The organism is Colwellia sp. MB3u-41 (assembly GCF_014076845.1).
Classification (GTDB): domain Bacteria; phylum Pseudomonadota; class Gammaproteobacteria; order Enterobacterales; family Alteromonadaceae; genus Colwellia_A.
Map to the genome: position 1 here is coordinate 473,561 of NZ_JACGUT010000084.1, position 21,598 is coordinate 495,158.

Annotated in this window: 25 protein-coding genes; 10 read left to right on the forward strand and 15 right to left on the reverse strand. The window is 36.7% G+C overall.

The window, feature by feature from the left end:
* Positions 1-191 precede the first annotated feature (191 nt).
* The 8 genes from H4J73_RS18745 to H4J73_RS18770 all read left to right on the forward strand — a co-directional run bounded on the left by H4J73_RS18745 (position 192) and on the right by H4J73_RS18770 (position 6,271).
* Positions 192-2,609, forward strand: a complete 2,418-nt coding sequence (locus tag H4J73_RS18745) for an EAL domain-containing protein (protein ID WP_182181994.1) — start codon at positions 192-194, stop codon at positions 2,607-2,609.
* 421 nt (positions 2,610-3,030) lie between these two features.
* Positions 3,031-3,177 carry a hypothetical protein gene (locus tag H4J73_RS18750; protein ID WP_182223367.1) on the forward strand — a complete coding sequence of 49 codons (147 nt, stop codon included), beginning with the start codon at positions 3,031-3,033 and terminating at the stop codon, positions 3,175-3,177.
* Positions 3,178-3,440: 263 nt separating this feature from the next.
* Positions 3,441-3,608 carry a hypothetical protein gene (locus tag H4J73_RS21105; protein WP_404851867.1) on the forward strand — a complete coding sequence of 56 codons (168 nt, stop codon included), beginning with the start codon at positions 3,441-3,443 and terminating at the stop codon, positions 3,606-3,608.
* 87 nt (positions 3,609-3,695) lie between these two features.
* On the forward strand, positions 3,696-3,836 hold the full coding sequence (locus tag H4J73_RS20255) for a hypothetical protein (RefSeq protein ID WP_220460124.1): 141 nt from the start codon (positions 3,696-3,698) through the stop codon (positions 3,834-3,836).
* A 48-nt stretch (positions 3,837-3,884) separates the two neighbouring features.
* Entirely contained in the window at positions 3,885-4,013 is a 129-nt protein-coding gene (locus H4J73_RS20695; RefSeq protein WP_259367954.1) for a hypothetical protein, read from the forward strand.
* Between the two features lie 196 nt (positions 4,014-4,209).
* A complete protein-coding gene (gene cobO, locus H4J73_RS18760) occupies positions 4,210-4,839 on the forward strand; it encodes a cob(I)yrinic acid a,c-diamide adenosyltransferase (protein ID WP_182223368.1) in 630 nt (209 codons plus the stop codon).
* 239 nt (positions 4,840-5,078) lie between these two features.
* Positions 5,079-5,639 carry a cytochrome b gene (locus H4J73_RS18765; protein ID WP_182223408.1) on the forward strand — a complete coding sequence of 187 codons (561 nt, stop codon included), beginning with the start codon at positions 5,079-5,081 and terminating at the stop codon, positions 5,637-5,639.
* Between the two features lie 47 nt (positions 5,640-5,686).
* A complete protein-coding gene (locus tag H4J73_RS18770; protein ID WP_182181996.1) occupies positions 5,687-6,271 on the forward strand; it encodes a YceI family protein in 585 nt (194 codons plus the stop codon).
* Positions 6,272-6,498: 227 nt separating this feature from the next.
* Here the strand turns inward: H4J73_RS18770 and H4J73_RS18775 are convergent, their stop codons facing one another.
* Positions 6,499-7,233 carry an EAL domain-containing protein gene (locus H4J73_RS18775; protein ID WP_182181997.1) on the reverse strand — a complete coding sequence of 245 codons (735 nt, stop codon included), beginning with the start codon at positions 7,231-7,233 and terminating at the stop codon, positions 6,499-6,501.
* Positions 7,234-7,460: 227 nt separating this feature from the next.
* On the opposite strand from H4J73_RS18775, the gene H4J73_RS18780 reads away from it, so the two are divergent.
* Positions 7,461-7,793, forward strand: coding sequence for a PBPRA1643 family SWIM/SEC-C metal-binding motif protein (locus H4J73_RS18780; protein ID WP_182181998.1), 333 nt, complete (start codon positions 7,461-7,463; stop codon positions 7,791-7,793).
* Positions 7,794-7,927: 134 nt separating this feature from the next.
* Positions 7,928-9,322: a hypothetical protein gene (locus H4J73_RS18785; RefSeq protein WP_182181999.1), complete on the forward strand. Its 1,395-nt coding sequence runs from the start codon at positions 7,928-7,930 to the stop codon at positions 9,320-9,322.
* Between the two features lie 87 nt (positions 9,323-9,409).
* Here the strand turns inward: H4J73_RS18785 and H4J73_RS18790 are convergent, their stop codons facing one another.
* From H4J73_RS18790 to lptE, 14 genes are all read right to left on the reverse strand, one after another.
* The gene (locus H4J73_RS18790; protein ID WP_182182000.1) at positions 9,410-10,273 is read right to left on the reverse strand and encodes a hypothetical protein; all 864 of its coding nucleotides are present in this window, start codon (positions 10,271-10,273) and stop codon (positions 9,410-9,412) included.
* 10 nt (positions 10,274-10,283) lie between these two features.
* Entirely contained in the window at positions 10,284-10,664 is a 381-nt protein-coding gene (locus H4J73_RS18795; RefSeq protein ID WP_182182001.1) for a GntR family transcriptional regulator, read from the reverse strand.
* A 247-nt stretch (positions 10,665-10,911) separates the two neighbouring features.
* On the reverse strand, positions 10,912-11,880 hold the full coding sequence (lipA, locus tag H4J73_RS18800; RefSeq protein WP_182182002.1) for a lipoyl synthase: 969 nt from the start codon (positions 11,878-11,880) through the stop codon (positions 10,912-10,914).
* Entirely contained in the window at positions 11,870-12,535 is a 666-nt protein-coding gene (gene lipB, locus H4J73_RS18805) for a lipoyl(octanoyl) transferase LipB (RefSeq protein ID WP_182182127.1), read from the reverse strand. The genes lipA and lipB overlap by 11 nt, the downstream gene beginning before the upstream one ends.
* A gap of 103 nt (positions 12,536-12,638) precedes the next feature.
* Positions 12,639-12,902, reverse strand: a complete 264-nt coding sequence (gene ybeD, locus H4J73_RS18810) for a DUF493 family protein YbeD (RefSeq protein WP_182182003.1) — start codon at positions 12,900-12,902, stop codon at positions 12,639-12,641.
* A 333-nt stretch (positions 12,903-13,235) separates the two neighbouring features.
* The gene (locus H4J73_RS18815; RefSeq protein ID WP_182182004.1) at positions 13,236-14,423 is read right to left on the reverse strand and encodes a serine hydrolase; all 1,188 of its coding nucleotides are present in this window, start codon (positions 14,421-14,423) and stop codon (positions 13,236-13,238) included.
* Between the two features lie 102 nt (positions 14,424-14,525).
* Positions 14,526-15,323 (reverse strand): septal ring lytic transglycosylase RlpA family protein, encoded by a 798-nt coding sequence (locus tag H4J73_RS18820; protein WP_310649597.1) that lies wholly within the window; start codon positions 15,321-15,323, stop codon positions 14,526-14,528.
* A 32-nt stretch (positions 15,324-15,355) separates the two neighbouring features.
* Positions 15,356-16,471 carry a rod shape-determining protein RodA gene (gene rodA / locus H4J73_RS18825; RefSeq protein WP_182182005.1) on the reverse strand — a complete coding sequence of 372 codons (1,116 nt, stop codon included), beginning with the start codon at positions 16,469-16,471 and terminating at the stop codon, positions 15,356-15,358.
* On the reverse strand, positions 16,471-18,480 hold the full coding sequence (gene mrdA, locus H4J73_RS18830) for a penicillin-binding protein 2 (RefSeq protein WP_182182006.1): 2,010 nt from the start codon (positions 18,478-18,480) through the stop codon (positions 16,471-16,473). Before mrdA ends, rodA begins: the two co-directional genes overlap by 1 nt.
* A gap of 2 nt (positions 18,481-18,482) precedes the next feature.
* Positions 18,483-18,953 carry a 23S rRNA (pseudouridine(1915)-N(3))-methyltransferase RlmH gene (gene rlmH / locus H4J73_RS18835; RefSeq protein ID WP_182223369.1) on the reverse strand — a complete coding sequence of 157 codons (471 nt, stop codon included), beginning with the start codon at positions 18,951-18,953 and terminating at the stop codon, positions 18,483-18,485.
* A 28-nt stretch (positions 18,954-18,981) separates the two neighbouring features.
* Entirely contained in the window at positions 18,982-19,299 is a 318-nt protein-coding gene (rsfS, locus tag H4J73_RS18840) for a ribosome silencing factor (RefSeq protein WP_182182008.1), read from the reverse strand.
* A gap of 70 nt (positions 19,300-19,369) precedes the next feature.
* Complete coding sequence (gene nadD / locus H4J73_RS18845) at positions 19,370-20,032, reverse strand: nicotinate-nucleotide adenylyltransferase (protein WP_182182009.1); 663 nt, start codon at positions 20,030-20,032, stop codon at positions 19,370-19,372.
* The gene (gene holA / locus H4J73_RS18850) at positions 20,025-21,068 is read right to left on the reverse strand and encodes a DNA polymerase III subunit delta (RefSeq protein WP_182223370.1); all 1,044 of its coding nucleotides are present in this window, start codon (positions 21,066-21,068) and stop codon (positions 20,025-20,027) included. Before holA ends, nadD begins: the two co-directional genes overlap by 8 nt.
* The gene (gene lptE, locus H4J73_RS18855) at positions 21,068-21,589 is read right to left on the reverse strand and encodes an LPS assembly lipoprotein LptE (protein ID WP_182182011.1); all 522 of its coding nucleotides are present in this window, start codon (positions 21,587-21,589) and stop codon (positions 21,068-21,070) included. The genes holA and lptE overlap by 1 nt, the downstream gene beginning before the upstream one ends.
* Between the last annotated feature and the right edge of the window lie 9 nt (positions 21,590-21,598).

Here is a 21,598-nt window from a genome sequence, read left to right on the forward strand (position 1 = left end):
AGCTAAGATATGATTGGATATTTATATCTTGATAGTTTCTTTAACTTTCAACAAGAATGATTAAGCGTTATTTTGTTTAGGTCAATAGACAGCAGATTAAAAATTTGTTTTACTTGAAACCGATATTTGCGCAATAAAATGTTTAATAACCGTAGATATATATTTTATAAATAATTTTAGGCCTCATAAATTTGTCTGAACTATCTAAATCACAAACGATAAAAAGTTTAACCATTACTAACCAGTTTGCTACGGATATCTTGTTATTAAATACCCCAAGTGAAATTTGGCAATATTTAGCACAAAATATTGTTGAAAAGCTCGGTTTTGACGATGCCGTTATTTATACTTTAGATGCTGGTGGGCAGACCTTAAGTCGAATGTCAGGATTTGAAAAGAAAACGTCTATCAATAATGATAAAAGTAGTGATATTCAAATAAGAGATACAACATCTAACTCGATAGTCATCCCATTCAATCAAGGTGTTATTGGCAAGGTTGCCGCTACTAAAAAACCAATATTAGTTAAAGATACGCGAGAATTTGAAAGTTATATTGTTGATGACGAAACTACGCTATCAGAGTTAGCCGTACCTATTTTATTTAAACAGCAATTATTAGGCGTCATTGATTCTGAACATGAAAGTATTAATTTTTATACTGAATATCACCTAAGAACACTGACCGCGTTAGCGACAATAACCGCGATGAAAATATCTCAAATCATCAGGGTTGATGGTTTGGAAGAAGTTATTGAAAATTTAGAATATGCCAATAAAATTCAAGACGCACTCTTTGAAATAGCGGAACTTATTTTTAAAACTAAAAGTATTGATGAATTTTATCAATACTTACATCAATGTATTGGTCGCCTTACCCTAGCAAAAAACTTTTTTGTTGCATTGTTAAAAGACAATGGCAAAAGGATCGACTTTCCTTATGCTATTGACGAGTTTGACAGTGCTTCAAATTTCACAAGTTTAAACATCGATCCTAATGTCTTAAGTATTACTGGTTATGCGCTAGCTAAAGACCAACCTTTTCTTTTTTACGAAAAAGACATTCAAAAGATGCTTAATGAAAAAGCAATCTATATACGCGGTAGTATCCCCAAAGCTTGGTTGGGTGTACCATTTGGGAGCAGTATAAATAAAGGGATTGTGGTTGTACAAAGTTACAGTACCGAGTTCTTATTTCAAGAAAAAGACAAACAATTACTCATGTTTGTTGCCAAGCATATTAATAATGCTATTGAAAGAATGGAGGCTAAGCAAAAGTTACAATTTTTAGCCTTACATGATCCATTAACGAACTTACCGAACCGTTCGTTATTCAAAGATAGGCTCCAACATGCGTTCTTGCATTGCCAAAATAATCGTCACGACAATATAGCAATACTCTTTATTGACGTGGACAGGTTTAAAAAAATTAACGACACTTATGGTCACCATGTTGGCGATAAGTTACTGGTTGCTATTGTGAAGTCAATAACAACAACGTTAAGAAACACTGATACACTCGCTCGTTTAGGTGGTGATGAATTCGCCATATTACTTGATGGTAATATTGATCATGAGACCATTTGTCGGATAACTGAAAGTATTCTTGCGGTTATGGCCGCGGCTTTTAATATTGATGGCTTGAATATTTCCAGTAGTGTAAGTATTGGTATAGCAACCTATAGCGATACGAGTGAAAGTGCTGAACAGTTATTAATTGATGCAGACCATGCTATGTACCAAGCAAAGTTGAAAGGTCGCAACCAATATGTATTTTTTGAAGCACTTGAAGAACAAAGTAAATCAATTAATGTGAAAGTTGAGTATGATTTTGATAAAGCATTAAAAAATCAAGAGTTTATTGGCAATTATCAACCGTTGATTGATTTTGATACGGGAGATATTATTGGAGCTGAAATTTTAGTTCGTTGGCAACACCCTAAATTAGGGCTTTTGTATCCAGATTTTTTTATTCCTATTTTAGAAAAATCAGGACAAATAGTTCAACTTGATCTCTATATGCTAAAGCTCGCTATGAGTAAACTCAACCTTTGGGCTCATTGGCTTCCCCAAATATTTAAGCTGAGTGTTAATGTTTCAACATCAGGCTTTGCGTCACAAGATTTTATTAACTATTTGCAATCGCAACATCATCTATCTGCAGTGACCACCGAACGGTTATGTGTCGAAATTACTGAAGAAAGTTTAATTCTAAATGTTGATGCGGTGAAAAGACATTTAGATATTTTAAAAAATCTTCACATACCAGTTGCTTTAGATGACTTTGGTACAGGCTTTTCATCGCTAAGTTACTTACATCAATTTTCCTTAGATTATTTAAAAATAGACAAAAGCTTTGTTGATGACTTAAATGAAGTGAGCAATAAAATCTTAATATTGGATGCTGTGGTTAATTTAGCCAAATCATTGAAAATAAAAACGACAGCAGAAGGTATTGAAACCGAAGAACAATACCAAAAGCTTAAAGAAATTGGCTGTGATGTTGCCCAAGGGTACCATATTGCAAAACCGATGCTTGATACGGACTTTAAACTTTTCTTCTTAAATTGGGAGGGAATGTTAAAGAGGATGGCATCAACAGCTCGTTAACTTTTTTGGTATCGACCATATAATCTCGAAGTAACACCGTATCTGCATCTCAAGTCGCGCTTTGAGGTTTACTCATTGCACAAGGCTGTTTCACTCTTTATGGCGTAGCTTAGTCTTTGAAGGATGATAATACCTATTGCCAACTTTGAAAAAAAGCAGATAGACAGACCACGGCGCAATGAGGGCTTTTTATTTCAGCCTCTAAAGAAGAACCTTTGATTTTGGTGGGTACTCTTCCTATAAAACTAAAATCATTGATCTTGCTTCGTCTTATTAACGTGATCAATTTGGTGATTGTACTACTATCTCTTACCCTGCATTAGTCTTAAGTTACGCTGTTATGTTTACTGCTGGCTTTTATACTCTACCGAATTGGCAAAAAAGTGTTTGGTAAGTCAATATTATTAAAGTGGCTTTGGCTTTGTTTATTGCCAGCTCAATTACTTTCTTTATTTCAAATGGTGGTTATTACGCGTTTTCAGGTAAATTCCCTGTGTTGTCATGGACGGAATATGCAACACGTGTCGATAAGTATTATGTTGAGTCTATTTCAAATCCTATTTTTTAGGTTATTTCAGCTATGATCCTCGATTTTACTTTGAGTCATTTTTTCAAGGCAAAATCAATAAATGTTAATACACACGTAAATGGTCGATTGTAGTTTCGCCTTGAAATGAAAAGCAATAATGACAAATATAATCGACAATCAACACGATAAAAATAATTAAAGAGAAGAGACCAATTAATGGCGTTATCTAATAAAAAGACACTCCCATTTCAAGATAAATCCGAGTATAAAAAAGGGAGTGGTGTTATGTTTCAGCACACATTATTGCTGCACCGCATTCTGGCTCTGTAAAAACAAAAATTAGAGCTGCGCTTGCCCGTTACCACCGTAATCAAGGCCTTAAAGTAATAGTATTTAAAGCTGGGCCAGATTTTATTGACCCGATGATATTACGTAAAGCCAGTGGTGAATTAGTTTATCAATTAGATTGATGGTTAGTCGGTGAGCAGGGTTGCCAAGCGCTACTTTATCGCGCGGCGTAAGACTCAGATCTGATTCTAATCGAAGGTGTGATGGGATTGTTTGATGGTACCTCAAGTAGGGCAGATTTAGCTCAGCATTTTAATATCCCTGTTCTGGCTGTTATTGATGCTAAGGCAATGGCTCAAACCTTTGCCGCAGTGGCTTTTGGTTTAGCTAAATTTAGAGAAAACTTATAATTTTCTGGTGTTATTGGTAATCGAGTCAATTCAGATCGTTATGCTGAAATGCTCAGTAGTAACGTGCCATGTGAATTACGCTTCTATGGCCGTATCCCAAAAGATGAATCGATAACTTTGCCAGAGCGGCATCTAGGTTTAGTAAAGGCGCAAGAGCTCGTAGATATTGATGAATAACTCGATCAAGCTGCTAGTCATATTGAGAATACAGCCCTAACCTCAATACCTGAAGCATTGAAAAATAAGCTAAAAAGGCAAGAAGGTTATCAGTCAATGGGCCAAGTTTATCGCGATCCTGAAACAGGTAAGTTAATATTGAGCAGTAATGAATAACGCAATTAATAGCGTAATGATTAAATAGAATGAGAATATTATGAGTGATGTGAATAAAGAGGCTGAAAAAGCAGCTGCGAAAGAACAAAAACATATTGAACGCCAAAAGAAAATTAAAGCCAATGTTGATGAACGAATTGCTCAAGCGACAGAAGAGCGCGGTGTTTTTGTTGTTATAACCGGTAATGGCAAAGGCAAAAGTACTTCTGGTTTTGGTACCGTATTACGCGCTATTGGTCATGGGCAAAAAGCGGGTGTTGTACAATTCATTAAAGGCAGTAAGTGGGAATGCGGCGAAATGAATATTTTAAAGCAATTCTCGGTTCAGCATCATGTGATGGGCACGGGGTTTACCTGGGAAACGCAAAGTACTGAAACTGATTTAGCCGCAGCAAAAGTTGCATGGCAAAGAAGTAAAGAAATGCTCAGTGACGAAACACTTGATATTGTTTTACTCGATGAAATGACTTACATGGTGAAATATGGCTATATTGAGTTAAACGAAATTATCGAGGCGTTAAATAATCGCCCTAAAATGCAGCACGTATTAATTACCGGCCGTGCCTGTCATCGTCGGTTAATTGAATTGGCAGATACGGTATCAGAAGTACAACCAATCAAACATGCTTTTAAAGCGGGAGTTAAAGCACAAAAAGGACTTGATTGGTGATCGTTAGCAGATTGATTAAGTCAGTAAAGTTATATTATTGGTGTTACAACGTGGCTTGACTCATATTTACCTTGAGGGGGAAAACTAGCTGTCATATATTTAGAATTTTCAATCTCATATTGACGCCATTAGTGACTAAATGGAAACATTGAGTCACTATTTACGTACTTAATACATTATTAATATTCATATACTATTATTAACAATAAAATCACCGCACAGTATTGATGAATATCGGAATTAAAATGAGAAATACGATAAACCACTATGGTTGGGGCACTATTACTTTACACTGGCTAGTTGCCGTGACCGTTGTCGGACTCTTTACATTAGGCTACTGGATGGTAGATCTGGGGTATTATGATCCTTGGTATAAGCAAGGCCCCGATCTTCATAAAAGCATAGGGATCCTTTTGTTTTTAGTCATGGTTGTCCGTATTCTTTTACGTCTTGTTCAAGTAAAGCCACAGGCTATTGAAACTCATACTGACACAGAAAAAAAATTAGGCCATTTAGTACATGTTTTTTTGTATAGCGCGCTATTTATTCTAATGATCAGTGGCTATTTAATTTCAACAGCTGATGGACGTGCCATAGAGGTGTTTGAATTAATATCGGTAATAAGTTTTGGTGAGCTATTTACTGACCAAGAAGATCTTTCTGGCATGGTACATAAATATCTTGCTTACGTACTCATATCCGTAGTTGTTTTGCATGCATTGGCTGCACTGAAACATCACTTTATCGATAAAGATATAACGCTAAAAAGAATGCTTGGATATCGAGCAGATAAACAATAAATAGACTTAACTAAAACATTCAACTCAACTATTTTAAAAGGGATCACATGAAAAAATTATTACTTGCGTCAACACTTTCAGCATTACTTTTTGCACCCGCTTTTACGTCAACTGCCAATGCAGCAGATTATGTCGTTGACTATAAAGGCGCTCATGCCTCAGTAAACTTTAAGATTCAACATTTAGGTTATAGCTGGTTAACGGGGCGTTTTGATAAATTTAGCGGCAGTTTTAGTTATGATGCTGCGGATCTATCTTCAGCTAAAATTGAAATGTTCGTCGATACAAACAGTTTAAACACCAATCATGCTGAACGTGATAAGCATGTACGTAGCGATGATTTTCTTAATGTCGACAAGTTTGGAAGTGCAAAGTTTATTAGCACTAGCATTACTGATAAAGGTCAAAATAAATTAGCCATTAACGGGACTTTAACCTTACACGGTGTTAGTAAAGACATTATTATTGACGCGATAAAAATTGGCGAGGGTAAAGATCCTTGGGGTGGTTACCGTGTTGGCTTTAGCGGTACAACAAAAATTGGTTTAGCTGATTTTGGTATTCCAGACACGTTAGGGCCTGCTTCATCACATGTTGAATTAGAATTACATATAGAAGGCATCAGAAAATAGTGATTGGTTAAACGTCTGACCGATGTTTTTATTTCTAAATTTTATTAGATAATCATATTAATTGACTTTATATGTATAAAGCCAGCATCAATGCTGGCTTTATTTTTATAAAATCACAGTGACTTCATCGGTGAACTTTACAAACAGTGATGGTTTTATTGTGCTTATTCATATTTTATTGAAAAATAATAAAAGAAGATTTTATGGAAAGTCTTATGATTAATAAGTTAACTTACCTTTTTAAATTGTTTTTGGTAAAAAAAACCTTGAACAAAATCAACATTCAACTGTTTTGCGAAGCGTAAATCTTCTGCGGTTTCTACGCCTTCTAAGATAACCTTTTTACCGGTATTTCGTGCATAGTTGATCATCGACTCAACGAGTAACATAAAGTTACGGTTAGACCTATTAGTGACGACATATCTGTCAAGTTTGATATATTCAACAAGTTGAATCACAGCCATCGACACCATTGATTGTGGATTACAGAGGTCGTCGATAGCGGTATGAATGTTATTTTTTGATAGATTATCAATCATCGCTAAGCTCATAATAGCATCGTTTATTTCTGAATTTTCGATGAGTTCAACAATGATTTTAGATTTTTGAAAACCTTTAAATAATTTTAAAAATGGATTGTCATCTTTTAAAGTCCCCGTTGAAAAATATGAGTCTTGGTCTAAATTAACAAAAATGTCTATCTTATTGGGAGCATAGGCGAGTTGTAATTTTTTTTGTTGGTATTCTACTTGAAATAAACTAAGTGGACTGTCATGTAAAGAAGAATAAACAAGATCAGGTCGTATCGCTGAGTTATCTTTAGTAAAAAACCGTGATAAACATTCATAGGCATATATTTCTTGGCTATTAATGCAAACAATAGGCTGATATTCAACACCATAGCGCTGACTTTCCATCAGATCTATCAAAGTGGAGGGTGAAAGATGAGTTTTAGTTTTCATAAATAATCAGGTTGCCATAGGACTAACCTGTCCTACAGCTTAAATATAACTGTATTGTAAATGATAATCATTATCATGTGAAGTTATTGGTTATATTGTTAAGATGATTATAAAATTAGCAATATAGGCGTATATAAATTTAGCAAAAATGGCTTTTAGCTGTTAGAATTCGCGCGATTTTTTAATGGCTGAGCATTCGGCACTCACATTTAATAAAGGTGCATATTATGTCTAAATTTTTCTATCGAGGAACTCCTGATGTTATGGGAACTCACGGAACTGCAGGTTACAAACCTAATCGTGATATTAAGCTTGGTAGCGCAGCAAAGCCGTTAACGCTTGTTGTTACATCAAAAGAAAGACAAGAAGAAATTTTAGTTATTGTTGCAGAGCATAATTTTATTGCCAATATTGAAATTAATGCTGACGAAAAGGAAAACATAGTTGAGCTTGAAGCGGTGCTAAATACGCCTAAAACGCAACGTTTTGATAAAACACCAAGCAGAAACGATCCTTGTTCTTGTGGAAGTACAAAAAAATATAAAAAGTGCTGTGGATAAATAGCTCACTCCCATAAATAAACGAAGGCTAAGGAGATATTCCTTAGCCTTTTTTATTGATACAATTATGGTAAAAATAGTTAAATTGACAGATACTTAACTATCAATCGGAGTAAGCAGGAGAGGATAATTAAGTGAAAAAAATCAGTTTAACGCAAGATGAAAATTTATCATTTAAAGTTAACCAGCAATTATCACAACAAGAATCACAACGTTTTGACCTCTATTTTTCAATCCCCGAAGAAATGGGGATTAATGCCATCACTCTCAGTGAAGAAAATTACTTCCATAGCAGTATCAGAAGTCATAGTGCTTACTTTTCTCGTCAAGTGCATCTTCCCTTAGTCAGAAGCCGATTTATTAGCCAAAAAAAAGGTGAAAAGGGCGATTACCGCAGTAACTTAAATTTATTCTCATACCAATTCAGAATAGCACTCGAAACAGATATTAAGCAGGCATTACAAGAAGACGATATTGAAATATTTTATCAATCTGCCCTCGAACTTGTTGACCAAACACAAAATCTGTTAAAGAAACTACGCCGATATACCCCATTAGATCCAAAATTAAGCTCTTACTTTGAAAATGTTGACAACTATTTAAGTTGGCATACCGAGCAGTCATTTCTTAATTTATTGGCTAATGGACCAAAAAGCTCTGATTATTCTGAGTCACGAGAGTCCTTATTCGAGTTATGTCGCCAAGAAAATAACTATCGAAAGCAGCAGCAATATAATTCAAAAATCACCCTCGCAGATCCTAACCGCATCACTAATAAAATGCGGTTATTACAACGTTTAAGTGAGTTTGGTGTTGTATTTAAAAGAACGACACATGATTTAGATGACAATTTAAAACGTTTAGTTCGTGGCAGTATTACCACCGTTGTTATGGCATTTGTTATGTCTATTGTGCTAAATGCTCGGTCAGCTTTCACAGAAGTAACCTTAGTATTGATCACCTTCTTAGGGGTGATTTATGGTATCCGTGAAATTTTTAAAGATGATCTAACACGTTATATTTGGCGAAAAATTCAACGTGGCCGCCCAAAATGGCAGCACGTGTTTACCGATAGCTTATCAAAAAATAAAATGTCTATGCAAACGTTATGGCTTGATTATATAGATAAAAAAGATTTACCCAATATTGTCGACAAGCACTTTCAAAAGCGCCGCCAACAAAATAAGCAAGCGGCGCAGTTATTACATTTTCGCTGTGACTCAAAAGTTTTGGCAAAAGAGTTTATGCCTGGCTTTAAAGAAATACAGCACCAAGTTTTTTTCAACTTAACACCGTTTGTACGTTTTTTGAAAAAAGGTGAAGGCCGCTTGTATGCCCTTGATGGTAGTAAAATATCGAATCAAAGTGTTGAGCGGCGCTATCAAATAAATTTAGCCGTAGTGCAAGAACAAAAAGTAGTGGGCAGCCAAACTCAACAATATGTTCAACGCTTTAAAATAACATTAAACCGCTCTAAAATTATTAACATTGAAGGGATGAAGTCAGAACAAAATTATGAAGGGGCTTAATAGTAGTGCAGATAATAAGGGCTCACCTACAAAAGAGTTACCTTGTAGATGAGCCATCAGAGTTTAACATTATTGACTGATCATTAACTAGACGACCGATTTATCCGCCTTATATACATCAAAATTAATGTTATCTAACCTAATCGTTTTTAACATGCCACCTATACCCAAAAAAGCGATAACTTGGAAATAGATACTGTTAATAATAATTTCTAAATACCCTAATTGATAAAAATCGACAGCAGAGTTTGCTATTAAAAATAGACTTAAAAACATACTTACTGAAACCATAGATTGTAAAGAGAATTCAGTTTGTTGGCTTCGGTCTTTTACTGCTTGGTATGGGTCTAAACGCTTCCCCGTTAAATGCCAAATGGTTAAACCTATAAATAAGGCGTGTACTAAGCTAAGCGCCAATATTTTAATCATTATGTCATGAGTGAATATGAAGTCATTCACGTATAAGTCAAATAATATATAAGCAAGTACTAAGACTATTGATGATATCACGGCTATTGGGGATACATAATCAAATAGCTTCCGCGGTGCTAAACCGGCTGAACGACTGGTATTTCTATTCGCTTTCCTCATCAATTTGAACTGACGGCAGCCTGAAATTTCTAACAGCATAAACGGAATGAACTGTACCATACCAAACATTAAGGGTAAGCCTTCGGCAAACTTTTGGTTGCTATCATATTCGGTCGACATAAGCGCATAAACTCCCATCAGCGCTAGACCCGCAAAGAATATTATTTGATTGAGTAATTTATAGCGAGCTTTAGCCGCAATGACTTTTTCGGTAGATTCAGGATAAAGCTTTGGGTAGTCCTCAGGCGGGAATTTTTTTAAAACGCCCTCAATTCGGTTGATAATTTGTTTAGGGTAGTAATATGAAATGAGTATAATCTGGCTTAAAAATAAAGCGTAAAATAAAATGTTAATTGACATTTTCTTCTCCTTAATTGTTTTTGCTGTTCATTGCACAGCTAAATGCAATACGTATTTCTGAGTCGGTAACGCCAGCTTTTTTACATGCTGAAATTGCGAAGTTCAACTGGGCTATAACGTCAGCATTTAAATCCATTTTGCTATTTATTAGCGCTTCAGGATGAACAAATGTCCCCCGATAACCTCTGCTTTGAATGACTAAGTCGCGCTCCAATAACTTATACGCTTTAGCAACCGTCTTACTATTGAGCTCTAAATCATTCGCTAGCTGCCTAATAGAAGGCAGCGAGTCACCTGGTTTAATTTTACTCTCGATGATTGCTGCCTTTATTTGCTCAACGAGTTGAGTAAATAAAGGTATTGGATCTTCTATATCAATGGTAATTTCCATCTTTTCTTTATGTTCCAGTTGTTCCGTGTGTGGTAATGGTACATCTATTTTATTGATCAGTACAAGAATAATTCGAGTGTTTTTTGATTATTAAAATTGAAAGGGAGACTTTAAATTTTTTTTTACAAATATAATCAAGGAATTATAAATAAATTGAGGGTTTAATTATTTAATGATGAGGGGAGATATTAGCGTTAAAGCCTGAATTTACCAATAAATTCAGGCTTTAGTTTATTCTTAAACAGTATTACTTAACTTCTTCACCTGCCGCTTGTTTATCGGCATGATAACTTGAGCGTACAAGAGGTCCACAGGCGGCGTGTTCAAAGCCCATCTTAATCGCTTCAGCTTGATACATATCAAAAACATCTGGATGTACGTAGCGCTCTACAGGTAAATGATGTTTACTGGGTTGCAAGTATTGACCAATAGTTAACATCGTTACACCATGACTACGTAAGTCACGCATTACTTGTAAAATCTCTTCATCAGTTTCACCTAAACCAACCATTAAGCCTGATTTTGTTGGTACTTTTGGATTAGCCTCTCCAAATTTTTTCAGCAAGTCTAATGACCACTGATAGTTTGCACCCGGACGTGCTTTTGTATATAAGCGTGGCGCAGTTTCTAAGTTATGATTAAATACATGTGGTGGTTTGGCATTCAAAATTTCTAATGCACGGTCCATGCGACCACGAAAATCAGGGACTAAAATTTCCACTTTAGTATTTGGAGCATGTATGGCTATTTCACTAATACAATCAGCAAACTGTTGAGCGCCACCATCACGTAAATCATCACGGTCAACCGAGGTGATCACGACATATTTTAGCTTCATGTCTTTAAGTGTTAATGCTAGCTTTTGAGCTTCATCAACTTTAGGTTTTAAAGGTCGACCGTGGCCAACATCACAAAATGGACAGCGACGTGTACAGATGTCGCCTAAAATCATAAAGGTTGCGGTACCGTGATTAAAACATTCCGATAAGTTTGGGCAAGAGGCTTCTTCACATACCGAATGTAAATCATGCTTGCGTAGTGCAGCTTTTATACTGTCGATTCGGTCTGTTGTACGAGGCAGCTTAATACGTAACCATTTTGGCTTTCTCAGCATGGTTTCACGCTCTGAAGGCACAATTTGAATGGGGATATGCGCCATTTTTTCAGCATCGCGCATTTTTGTGCCAGGGATAACTCGAGTTGTTTTAGTGGTCATTGATTTCGTCCCAACCAGTTTTATAACTGATGTTATTGGTATTTAATAATTTAGCGAGGTGTCCCACTAAGGATTCACCTGCTTGAGCTGTATCTGTTAATTGACTGATATCGGCTGTTTGCACCATTTCAAGCCCTTGGTAACCGCAAGGGTTTATTCGAAGAAATGGCGATAAGTCCATATTTACATTCAGTGCTAGGCCGTGAAAAGAGCAGCCCTTGCGAACTCTTAAACCCAAGGACGCTATTTTCTTTTCATCGACGTAAACGCCGGGCGCATCAGGTTTGGCTTTTGCGATAATATTAAAATCGGCTAATGCGGTAATTAACCCATCTTCAAGTAAGGTGACAAGATCACGGACACCCATTTTTCTGCGACGTAAATTAATCATAAAATAGATAACTTGTTGACCAGGACCGTGATAAGTCACTTGTCCACCACGATCCACTTTGACAACTTCAATATCGCCAGGCATGAGTAGGTGCTCTTCTTTACCTGCTTGGCCTTGTGTAAAAACAGCAGGGTGCTCTACTAACCAAAGTTCGTCTTGAGTGGTGTCGTTGCGATCATCAGTGAATTTTTGCATCGCTTGCCAAACGGTTGTGTAGTCCATAGTGGCAAGTTGTCGAATGATTAACGAATTTTTCAAGTTTATACTTCACTTAATTCTATTGATATGGATTATATCCAAATAATAATAGGAATACACCGGATAAATACTAAGGTTATTATCGTTACACTATAAGTGGTAAATGTTGTTATAAAACGTAGCGGACTATTTCAATAGCCGTTAGTTTTGTGTAAATAGTTTCGATGTGCTCTTTACTTGTTACCGTAACAGCGATAGAAAGAGATTGGTAAGTTCCTTTTGAACTGGCTTTTATTTTAGGGGAATAATCACCAGGTGCATGCTTTTGTAGCTCATTAATCACTAAATCAGGCAATTCGTCGCAAGCAACGCCCATCACTTTAAAGTTAAGTACGGTTGGAAATTCTAATAATTCATCAAACTTGGTTTTCATGTTTACTCTCTAAAATAATACTGTGATACTCATTTCATTAAACTATTGACCAATTGCGCGGGTAAATAACTATAAAACTTTATTCTTTTCAATGCTAATAACAGGCTATTAGTCAATGAAGCGCCTTGTGCAAATTTATTTTTATTACACATAATAAGTACATCAATTTAATGAGACCTTTATCATTGGGTTAATAGTCTATATTGGGGTATTTTATCATTATTTAAATAGAATGTGATCATTGTATTGATGGCTTTTATTAAGGTCATGATATTGATAATAAAAAACTCGGCAGCAGCCGAGTTTCATAAGAAAGGAGTTTATGTTTCTTAATTAGTTAACGAATTGTAGTTTTATATAATCCATTAGTTTACTAAACAGGCCACCTTCATTGACTTCTTGCAAAGTGACTAAGGGGTATTCTGCAATGTCCTCACCTTCTAGTCGTAGAAATAACTTTCCAACAACAGTACCTTTAGCTAAAGGAGCTTCTAATTGCTGATCTAGCTCAAAACTTGCGGCTAGATTTTTTCGCTGTCCACGAGGTATAGTGATGGGTGTATCAAGTGATATACCTAAATCAACTTCTTTTACATCGCCCATCCATATGCGGTTGGTAGTAAATTTTTCGCCGGCTTTATAAGGAGTGTAGGTTTCAAAGAAACGGAAACCATAATTGAGTAGCTTCTTACTTTCAACTTTTCTCGCACGCTCACTATCGGTACCCATTACCACACTCACTAAGCGCATTCCGCCTTTAGTAGCTGAAGAAACTAAGCTGTAACCCGCCTGTGAAGTATGACCTGTTTTTAAACCGTCAACATTCATGCTTTTATCCCATAATAAATTATTACGGTTGTATTGTTTAATATTGTTATAGCTAAAGGTTTTTTGGCTATAAATTTTATATTCTTCTGGAACATCGCGAATAAGTGCTATGGCAAGTGTTGCCATATCGCGAGGTGTTGTTTTATGTTCTTGGCTATCAAGCCCGTGGCTATTTTCAAAGTAGCTACTGTTCATCCCTAGTTGTTCAGCATGGCCATTCATTAATTGAGCAAATTGACCTTCGCTACCGGCTATATGTTCTGCCATAGCAACACAAGCATCATTACCTGAAGCAACAATAATACCTTGATTGAGTAATTCTACTGAAACTTCTGTACCTACCTCAATAAACATAAGTGATGAACCAGGGAAATTTTTAGCCCAAGCTTTTTCACTAATTTTTACTAAGTCACTGTTATTGATATTGCCACTGTCTAATTCTTTACCTATGATATAACTGGTCATCATCTTTGTTAAGCTAGCTGGGGCTAACAGAGCATCGGCATTACCTTGAGCAAGAACTTTACCTGTGGTGAAGTCAATCAATATATGACCTTTTGCTTTTACTTCTGGTGGTGATGGGGTGATAGTTAATGCTTGAGAGAAAGAAGAAACTGTTAAAGCAAAGGCACCGAAAAGGCAGAGAAGTTTTTTTGAAGTTTTAGCTGTTTTTTTAGCTAATGGGTAAGTCATAATATTCCTACGAAACTGAATGATAAAAGGAGGATTTTTCAGCAGTATACCATCTTTATTACTGATTACTATCTTGGTATCGTGGCAAATGGTTACGAATAATTATTTCAAGCTAAATGCACTGGGATAGGCTGTTTTTTGTAAGCTTATTAGGATGGTATTTAATGCTTCCACATCAGTAAATGGGCCCATTTGTACACGGAAAATATCATTGTTCTTTGGGGTAATCGTATTGACTTGATACAAGTTTTGCAGTGTTTGTGCTGTTTCATTGGCAAGTTGCTCATTTTTAGTGGCAAAAACTTGAATATATTTACGCTCTTCACTAATTTCGGAGGTTGTTAGAACAGCAGGAATTACTTGTTTCTCTTCAGGTAATGAAAAATCGGTAATAGCGGTAACCGTCACATTCGCTACGCCTGTTTTCATCATATCGAGTTTATAGGCCGCACTATACGATAAATCAATAATACGGTTTTGATGAAACGGCCCCCTGTCATTGACCCTAACAATAACGGAACGATTATTTGCGTTATTCGTTACTTTTAAATATGTGGGCAACGGTAAATTTTTATGTGCCGCACTCATCGCGTACATATTATAAATTTCACCATTTGACGTTAAGTGACCATGAAATTTTTCGCCATACCAAGAGGCAATACCTGTTTGGCTAAAATTTTCAGCACTTTTTAATACCGAATAAGTTTTGCCACGCACTTGATACTGGCTTCTATTGCCACCTCTACTATGGGCTTCTGCTCTTGGTGTTATATCAACAAGCTCACTTACCGAGGGCGAACGTGTTGGCTTGCTATCACTTTTTTGTTGATAGCGGCCTGTATTCATACTACAAGCAGAGAGTAGGGTTAATATTATGATGAGTAGAATTATTTTTTGCACTGTCGATTTATCTTATGATGTTATCAATGAATTTAAGCGATAAAACGCTTATGAGTACTAACAGCCATTAGAATGCCAAAACCTGCGAGTAATGTCACCATTGATGTTCCGCCATAACTAATTAAAGGTAAAGGGACACCTACAACGGGCAATAAACCAGAAACCATGCCTATGTTCACAAAGACATAAACGAAAAAAGTTAAGGTAATGCTACCAGCTAATAATTTTGTGAATGCGTGATCGGCATGTACAGCAATCCATAAACCTCGCATTACTATCATTAGATACACACTGAGTAAGACTGATACACCAACAAAGCCAAACTCTTCACTGAATACGGCAAAAATAAAGTCAGTGTGTCGCTCAGGTAAAAACTCTAACTGCGACTGTGTGCCTTGTAGCCAGCCTTTACCGTCAAAGCCACCAGAGCCTATTGCTATTTTCGATTGAATAATTTGATACCCTGAGCCTAAAGGATCTTGTTCAGGATTCAAAAAGGTTGTTACTCTCTGTTTTTGATAAGGTTTCATTAGGAAGAACCATAAAACAGGAATAAATGCTGAGACTAAACCTGCGCAAACACTGATGAGTTTCCAGCTGGCCCCCGCAAGAAATATGACAAAAATACCTGAACTTGCGATCAATAAAGAGGTACCTAAATCAGGTTGCTTAGCAATTAATAATGTTGGGATTAAAACCAATATAAATGCCATTATTATTTTTGATGTTTTGGCAGGTAAGTCGAACTGACTAACATACCAAGCGATCATTATAGGGACAATAAGCTTCATTATTTCTGAAGGTTGAAACTTCATAAAACCCACATCTAACCAGCGCTGTGCACCTTTACCAACATGACCAATTAGTAATACGGCAACTAAAAGAAGTAAACCTAAAACAAATACAGGCACTGCCCACTTTTGATAAGCAAGAGGGGGAATTTGAGCAATAGTAAACATCACTAACAAGGCAATGCCTAGGCGAGTTATTTGACGATAAACAATCGCCATTTCTTGGCCACCTGCGCTATAAACAACAAATAAACCTAAAATCATTAACGCAATTATGCCCAGCAACAATGGTACATCAATGTGAATTCTTTGCCAAAAACTTCGTAGTTTTTGTTGATCATGCCCAATATTACGCACTAGTTAGGCCCTATTTTTTTGTCTATACCATAAACATTGGTGTGTTGAGGGTGCTTGTTTTTATCTGTACTGATGATGTTTCTGTCACCAAAATATTGATCCATTACTTGGCGTGCTACTGGCCCTGCGTTAGTGCCACCACCGCCTTCTAAAACATTTTCTACAACAACAGAAACTACTATTTCTGGGTTTTCATAGGGAGCAAAGGCAACGAACATTGCATTGTTTCGTTGTTTTTCTTTCGTTGATTCTGCATCATATTTTTCATCTTGTTTCTTTGAAATTAGCTGAGCCGTACCTGATTTCCCTGCCGCATCATAATGAGTCCCTCGAAAGGCGGGATAAGCTCTTTGTGCGGTATTATGCATAGCATCAAGCACTAAATTCCAGTGTTTATTGTCTTTTAAAATAATCGGTGGTTTATCGTCATATTCTGTCATCTTAGTGATCATTTTAGTAACGATATTGACATCACTTCCAGTTTTAATAATCTCATCGGTGTTTGACCTTTCTTCTTGGATATTTTCGCTGACTAGCTCCGCTGTTGAACGTAAAAAATGTGGAATTTTTATTTCACCTTTGTTTGCTAAAATAGAGATAGCTTGTGCTAATTGTAAAGGTGTTACTGTCCAGTACCCCTGTCCTATACCAATAGAAATGGTATCGCCGGTATACCAAGGTTTATTGTAACGATTACGTTTAGTTTCCCTGCCAGGTAAAATAGCGCGGCTATCCTCCAATATGTCAACACCGGTATAATCACCAAAACCAAATTTTTCCATCATGTCGGTAATGCTGTCTATACCTAATTTATAGGCTAAATTATAAAAGTACACGTTACAAGAATGTTCAATGGCTTTATTTAAATCAACCCAACCATGTCCTGGTGCCCACCAATCACGATATTTGTGCTCAAGACCTTTAAGTTGGAACCAGCCAGGATCGTAAAAACGTGACGTTTGCGTGATAACATTTTCTTCTAGACCAGTTAAGGCTAGTAAAGGCTTAACGGTTGAAGCTGGAGGGTAACCTTGTACACTGCGATTAAGCAAAGGGCGATTGTTTTTGGGGTTAAGTAATTTACGATAATTTCTACTACTGATACCATGAACAAATAAATTACCATCGTAACTGGGGTTTGAATACATAGCGAGTATTTCACCACTGCGCGGATCCATCGCTACAACCGCACCGCGCTTACCTGCTAAGGCGCGTTTCGCGATCATTTGTAGTTCAATATCTATACTCAGGGTTAAATTTTGTCCTGAAATTGGCGGCGTGTAGTCAAGTGTTCTTATTACGCGACCTTGATTATTTATTTCAACTTCTTGATGTCCAATAGTGCCATGCAGTAATTTTTCATAATACCTCTCTAAACCTAGCTTACCTATATTACGCGTTGCTGCGTAATCTTCTGCTAAATTTTGCTCGTCTAAGCGAATTGAGTCTTTACGGTTGATACGTGCAACATAGCCCAGTGAATGCGTCGTTAAATCACCAAAAGGATAGTAGCGCTTAAGGCGAGCATCAATAAAAAAGCCAGGGAATCGGTGTTGGTTAACAGAAAAAAGAGCGACTTGTTGTGCGCTTAATCTCGAGTGAAGCTCTATGGGTTTAAAGCGTCGTTTACTTTTAAGGGCTTTAAAGAGCTTTTGCTGTTTTTCTTCGCTGATATCAAGTAATTCACTGATTTCGGCAATATGTTTTTTTAAGTCAGTCGTTTGTTCAGCAATAATCTCTAATGAATATACGGGTTTGTTATCGGCAAGTAGAACGCCATTTCGGTCGTAGATAATTCCGCGGTTTGGTGCTACGGGCAGGAGTTTTATACGGTTTGAATTAGACCGTGTTTGGTATTTTTCATAAGAATTAATTTCTAAATCATAAATATTACTAAATAAAATCAATAATAAAACGAGGATACCAACAAATGCGATGAATGTTCTGCGAGCAAATAAATTAGCTTCAGCCGAGTGATTTCGAATAGCAACACGTTTGTTCGAAGCCATTACTATTCTCGGTGATATGGGTGGTTATTATTAATGCTCCACGCACGATATAAACTTTCAGCAACAACAATACGAACCATAGGATGGGGTAAAGTCAGTGTAGATAAAGACCATTTTTGCTCCGAAGCTTTAATACACGCTGGCGCCAAACCTTCAGGACCCCCTATCAGTAAAGCAACATCGCGACTGTCTAATTGCCAACGCTTAAGTTGTTGGGCAAGTTGTGGTGTTGTCCACGGTTTACCTTCCACTTCAAGCGTAACAATTCGATTACCTCTGGGAATTGCGCTTAATAACAGTTCGCCTTCTTTTTCTAGAATACGAGCAATATCAGCATTTTTACCGCGTTTACCCGGCGGGATTTCTACTAAATGAAACGACATATCTCGAGGAAATCGACGACAATATTCGTTAAAGCCTTGAGTAACCCATGCTGGCATTTTATTGCCAACAGCATATAAGGTAAGCCGCATAATAGTTTAGTTTACCTTCACTACTCGTTTAGTTCCACAATTCTTCTAGCTGGTAACGGTCACGAATTTCGTCTGTCATTACGTGAACAATTACATTGCCTAAATCAACTAACGCCCATTCTCCAATGTCATTACCTTCAATGCCCAATGGTTCCAGGCCTTTAGCGCGACATTCGACAGCAACCGAGTGTGCAATAGATTTTACATGGCGATTTGAGTTACCCGAACAGACAACCATGTAATCAGCAAAACCTGATTTTTTGGCGATGTCTAAAGTCGTGATGTCACGACCTTTCATTTCTTCAATTTTTTCAATAACAAATGCCTTTAACGCTTCAACTTGCAAGGGGAATACTCTTAGTGTAAATAATAATGCGTTATAATATCATCATTTATTCTGCAGGTTAACTATCAAATTATTTTTGATAGAGTTTTTTTTCAATAATATAATCATGCACACATTCTGCTAGCTGATTATTGTGACTTTTTTTGTCCAAAAGTTGTTGTCTTATTTCGCTCGAAGATATATTAAGCGACTGGTTTTGATGGAAAATAATGCCACCGGAAGTTTGTTGTTTTATTTCGTTCAGATCATTTACTTGGTGGTTTTGTAATAATTGCTGAGTAGCGATATTAATTTGATTTAATTGATAACCAGGACGAATATTTACCACAATATGGCACAAAGAAAGAATAGTTTGCCATTGATACCACTGCGTAAAATTAAGGAGTGAATCCATGCCGATTATAAAAAAGACTCTGCTATTAGGTCGCTCTTCTTTAATTTCTTGTAAGCTCGTGACCGTATAAGAGGCGGTATGGCGTTTGAGTTCACGATTATCCAGTTGAAATAATGTCTGTTGCTGGCAAATAAGCTCTACCATGGCGGCTCGGTGACGCGCACTGGTCGTGGTGGTGTTTTTATGAGGTGGTATATGAGCAGGGAGGAAAAAAAGCTGTTCGACATTAAGCCATTTTGCTGTTTCTTTTGCTGTTTCTACATGCCCATTGTGAATAGGGTCAAATGTTCCCCCCATAATAGCGATGTTTTTCTTATCTGCTGGCAGATGCTTATCCAAATTCATAATCAAGATTGAATTTTTTTGTGGTTTGCCCATGATATAGGCTTATACAAACATCAGCCAATAATATAAAAGGGTTAAAATCACTACTGGTTTTACTGATTAAATCTGTTTGAGCTAAACGCGCTTGGGCTTGGTTAATATTGTCGCGGGTGATATGAGTCAGTGCGTACTGGTAAAGGGGCTTCTTTTTATCCCATACACGGTATTTTTTATAGATGCTATCAATGCTTTCACCCTGTTCAATTTGTTCCAACATCGCTGATAACTGGGTGATTTCTTTGTGAAGAAACCAAACAAGCTGGCCAACCGCTACTCCTTCATGTTGAAGTTGATCTAGCATGGTAACGCATTTGGTAAGGTTACCACTGAGTAAAGTGTCAACCACTTGAAAAGGGTTAAACTTTGCTTGTTTAATTAATAATTTTTCTGCATCCTCAGCGGTGATCAGTTGAGAGCCAAAGAGTAATGAAAACTTTTGTAATTCTTGTTCTAAAGCGGGTAAATTACCTTCAAATAACTCTATCATCAGTGGTATAACATCGTGATGAATAGTTAACTTGTGCTGTTTTATTTGTTGGTTTAGCCATTGTTGAAGTTGGCGACCTTCGATATCGTAAAGGGGTAAAAAGCAACCTAATTGTTCTAGCGTTTTAAACCACTTCCGCTTTTGACCTGCAGCATCGATTTTAGGACCATGAAAGATAAGTTGTACATCACGATGGAATTTTTCACTCAGCTTGAGTAATATTTTACTGCCCGCTTCGGCTATTTTTCCCGTGACTAACTCTATTTCAATGATACGTTGTGCAGCAAACAAGCTCATTGCTTGATATTCTTCAACCAATATATTCCAGTCAAACTTGTCGTCTGCAGTTAGGCGAATCACTTCACTAAAGCCTTGTTGCTGACAATGTAGTTTTATGGTGTTTAAGCTATCGTTTTTTTGCCAAGGTTCATCACCAAAAACTAACCACACAGGCTTAAAGCCTTGATTGAGTGTGTTAGCTAATTGGTTATGATAAATACGCATTAGATCTTAATCGTAGAGAGATCGCGTAAAATTTTATTAGCGGCTTGTTTACGCATTTCACTGACCATTAAGTCGAGTTCACGACTTTTAGCCAGGGCAACATTGGGGTCGTCTTGATAATCACGGTTAAGCTCAAACACGTAAGACCGAATATCACTTTGTGAAAGCGCCAGTTGATAACGAACCGTATAAATTAATTCGTATTCAGCTACTTGCCCATTCGGAAAAACTGAGAGTGTACGACGATTTAAAGTGTCTTTTAACAGTTTAAGTTGTGGGACATTTTCGGCAGCGCTTGAAACTAACGTTATCTTATTTAAGCTCAGATGTTGTTTAACTTGGCGAGTAAGCTCGCCAAATTTATCTTCTGAAGTTAAATGTAAGGTTTGTAGTTGCGGTGACAATAAATAGTCACCGCGTAAAGCAAAGCCACAACTTGACAAAAACAAGGTTGATAAAGCAAAAAAAGCCATCACTAAATGTGCTTTGTACTTTGTAATTGATCTGTGAGTGTAGCTCATGTTTTTGAC

Excerpts from the sequence above, each read along its gene's own strand:
- H4J73_RS18790 (WP_182182000.1), bottom strand. The coding sequence starts at position 10,273 with ATGTCAATTAACATTTTATTTTACGCTTTATTTTTAAGCCAGATTATA.
- rlmH (WP_182223369.1), bottom strand. The coding sequence starts at position 18,953 with ATGCGGCTTACCTTATATGCTGTTGGCAATAAAATGCCAGCATGGGTT.
- H4J73_RS18815 (WP_182182004.1), bottom strand. The coding sequence starts at position 14,423 with ATGACTTACCCATTAGCTAAAAAAACAGCTAAAACTTCAAAAAAACTT.
- H4J73_RS18775 (WP_182181997.1), bottom strand. The coding sequence starts at position 7,233 with ATGAAAACTAAAACTCATCTTTCACCCTCCACTTTGATAGATCTGATG.
- H4J73_RS18780 (WP_182181998.1), top strand. The coding sequence starts at position 7,461 with ATGTCTAAATTTTTCTATCGAGGAACTCCTGATGTTATGGGAACTCAC.
- ybeD (WP_182182003.1), bottom strand. The coding sequence starts at position 12,902 with ATGAAAACCAAGTTTGATGAATTATTAGAATTTCCAACCGTACTTAAC.
- lipA (WP_182182002.1), bottom strand. The coding sequence starts at position 11,880 with ATGACCACTAAAACAACTCGAGTTATCCCTGGCACAAAAATGCGCGAT.
- cobO (WP_182223368.1), top strand. The coding sequence starts at position 4,210 with ATGAGTGATGTGAATAAAGAGGCTGAAAAAGCAGCTGCGAAAGAACAA.
- H4J73_RS18795 (WP_182182001.1), bottom strand. The coding sequence starts at position 10,664 with ATGGAAATTACCATTGATATAGAAGATCCAATACCTTTATTTACTCAA.
- holA (WP_182223370.1), bottom strand. The coding sequence starts at position 21,068 with ATGCGTATTTATCATAACCAATTAGCTAACACACTCAATCAAGGCTTT.
- H4J73_RS20695 (WP_259367954.1), top strand. The coding sequence starts at position 3,885 with ATGCTCAGTAGTAACGTGCCATGTGAATTACGCTTCTATGGCCGTATC.
- lptE (WP_182182011.1), bottom strand. The coding sequence starts at position 21,589 with ATGAGCTACACTCACAGATCAATTACAAAGTACAAAGCACATTTAGTG.
- H4J73_RS18770 (WP_182181996.1), top strand. The coding sequence starts at position 5,687 with ATGAAAAAATTATTACTTGCGTCAACACTTTCAGCATTACTTTTTGCA.
- mrdA (WP_182182006.1), bottom strand. The coding sequence starts at position 18,480 with ATGGCTTCGAACAAACGTGTTGCTATTCGAAATCACTCGGCTGAAGCT.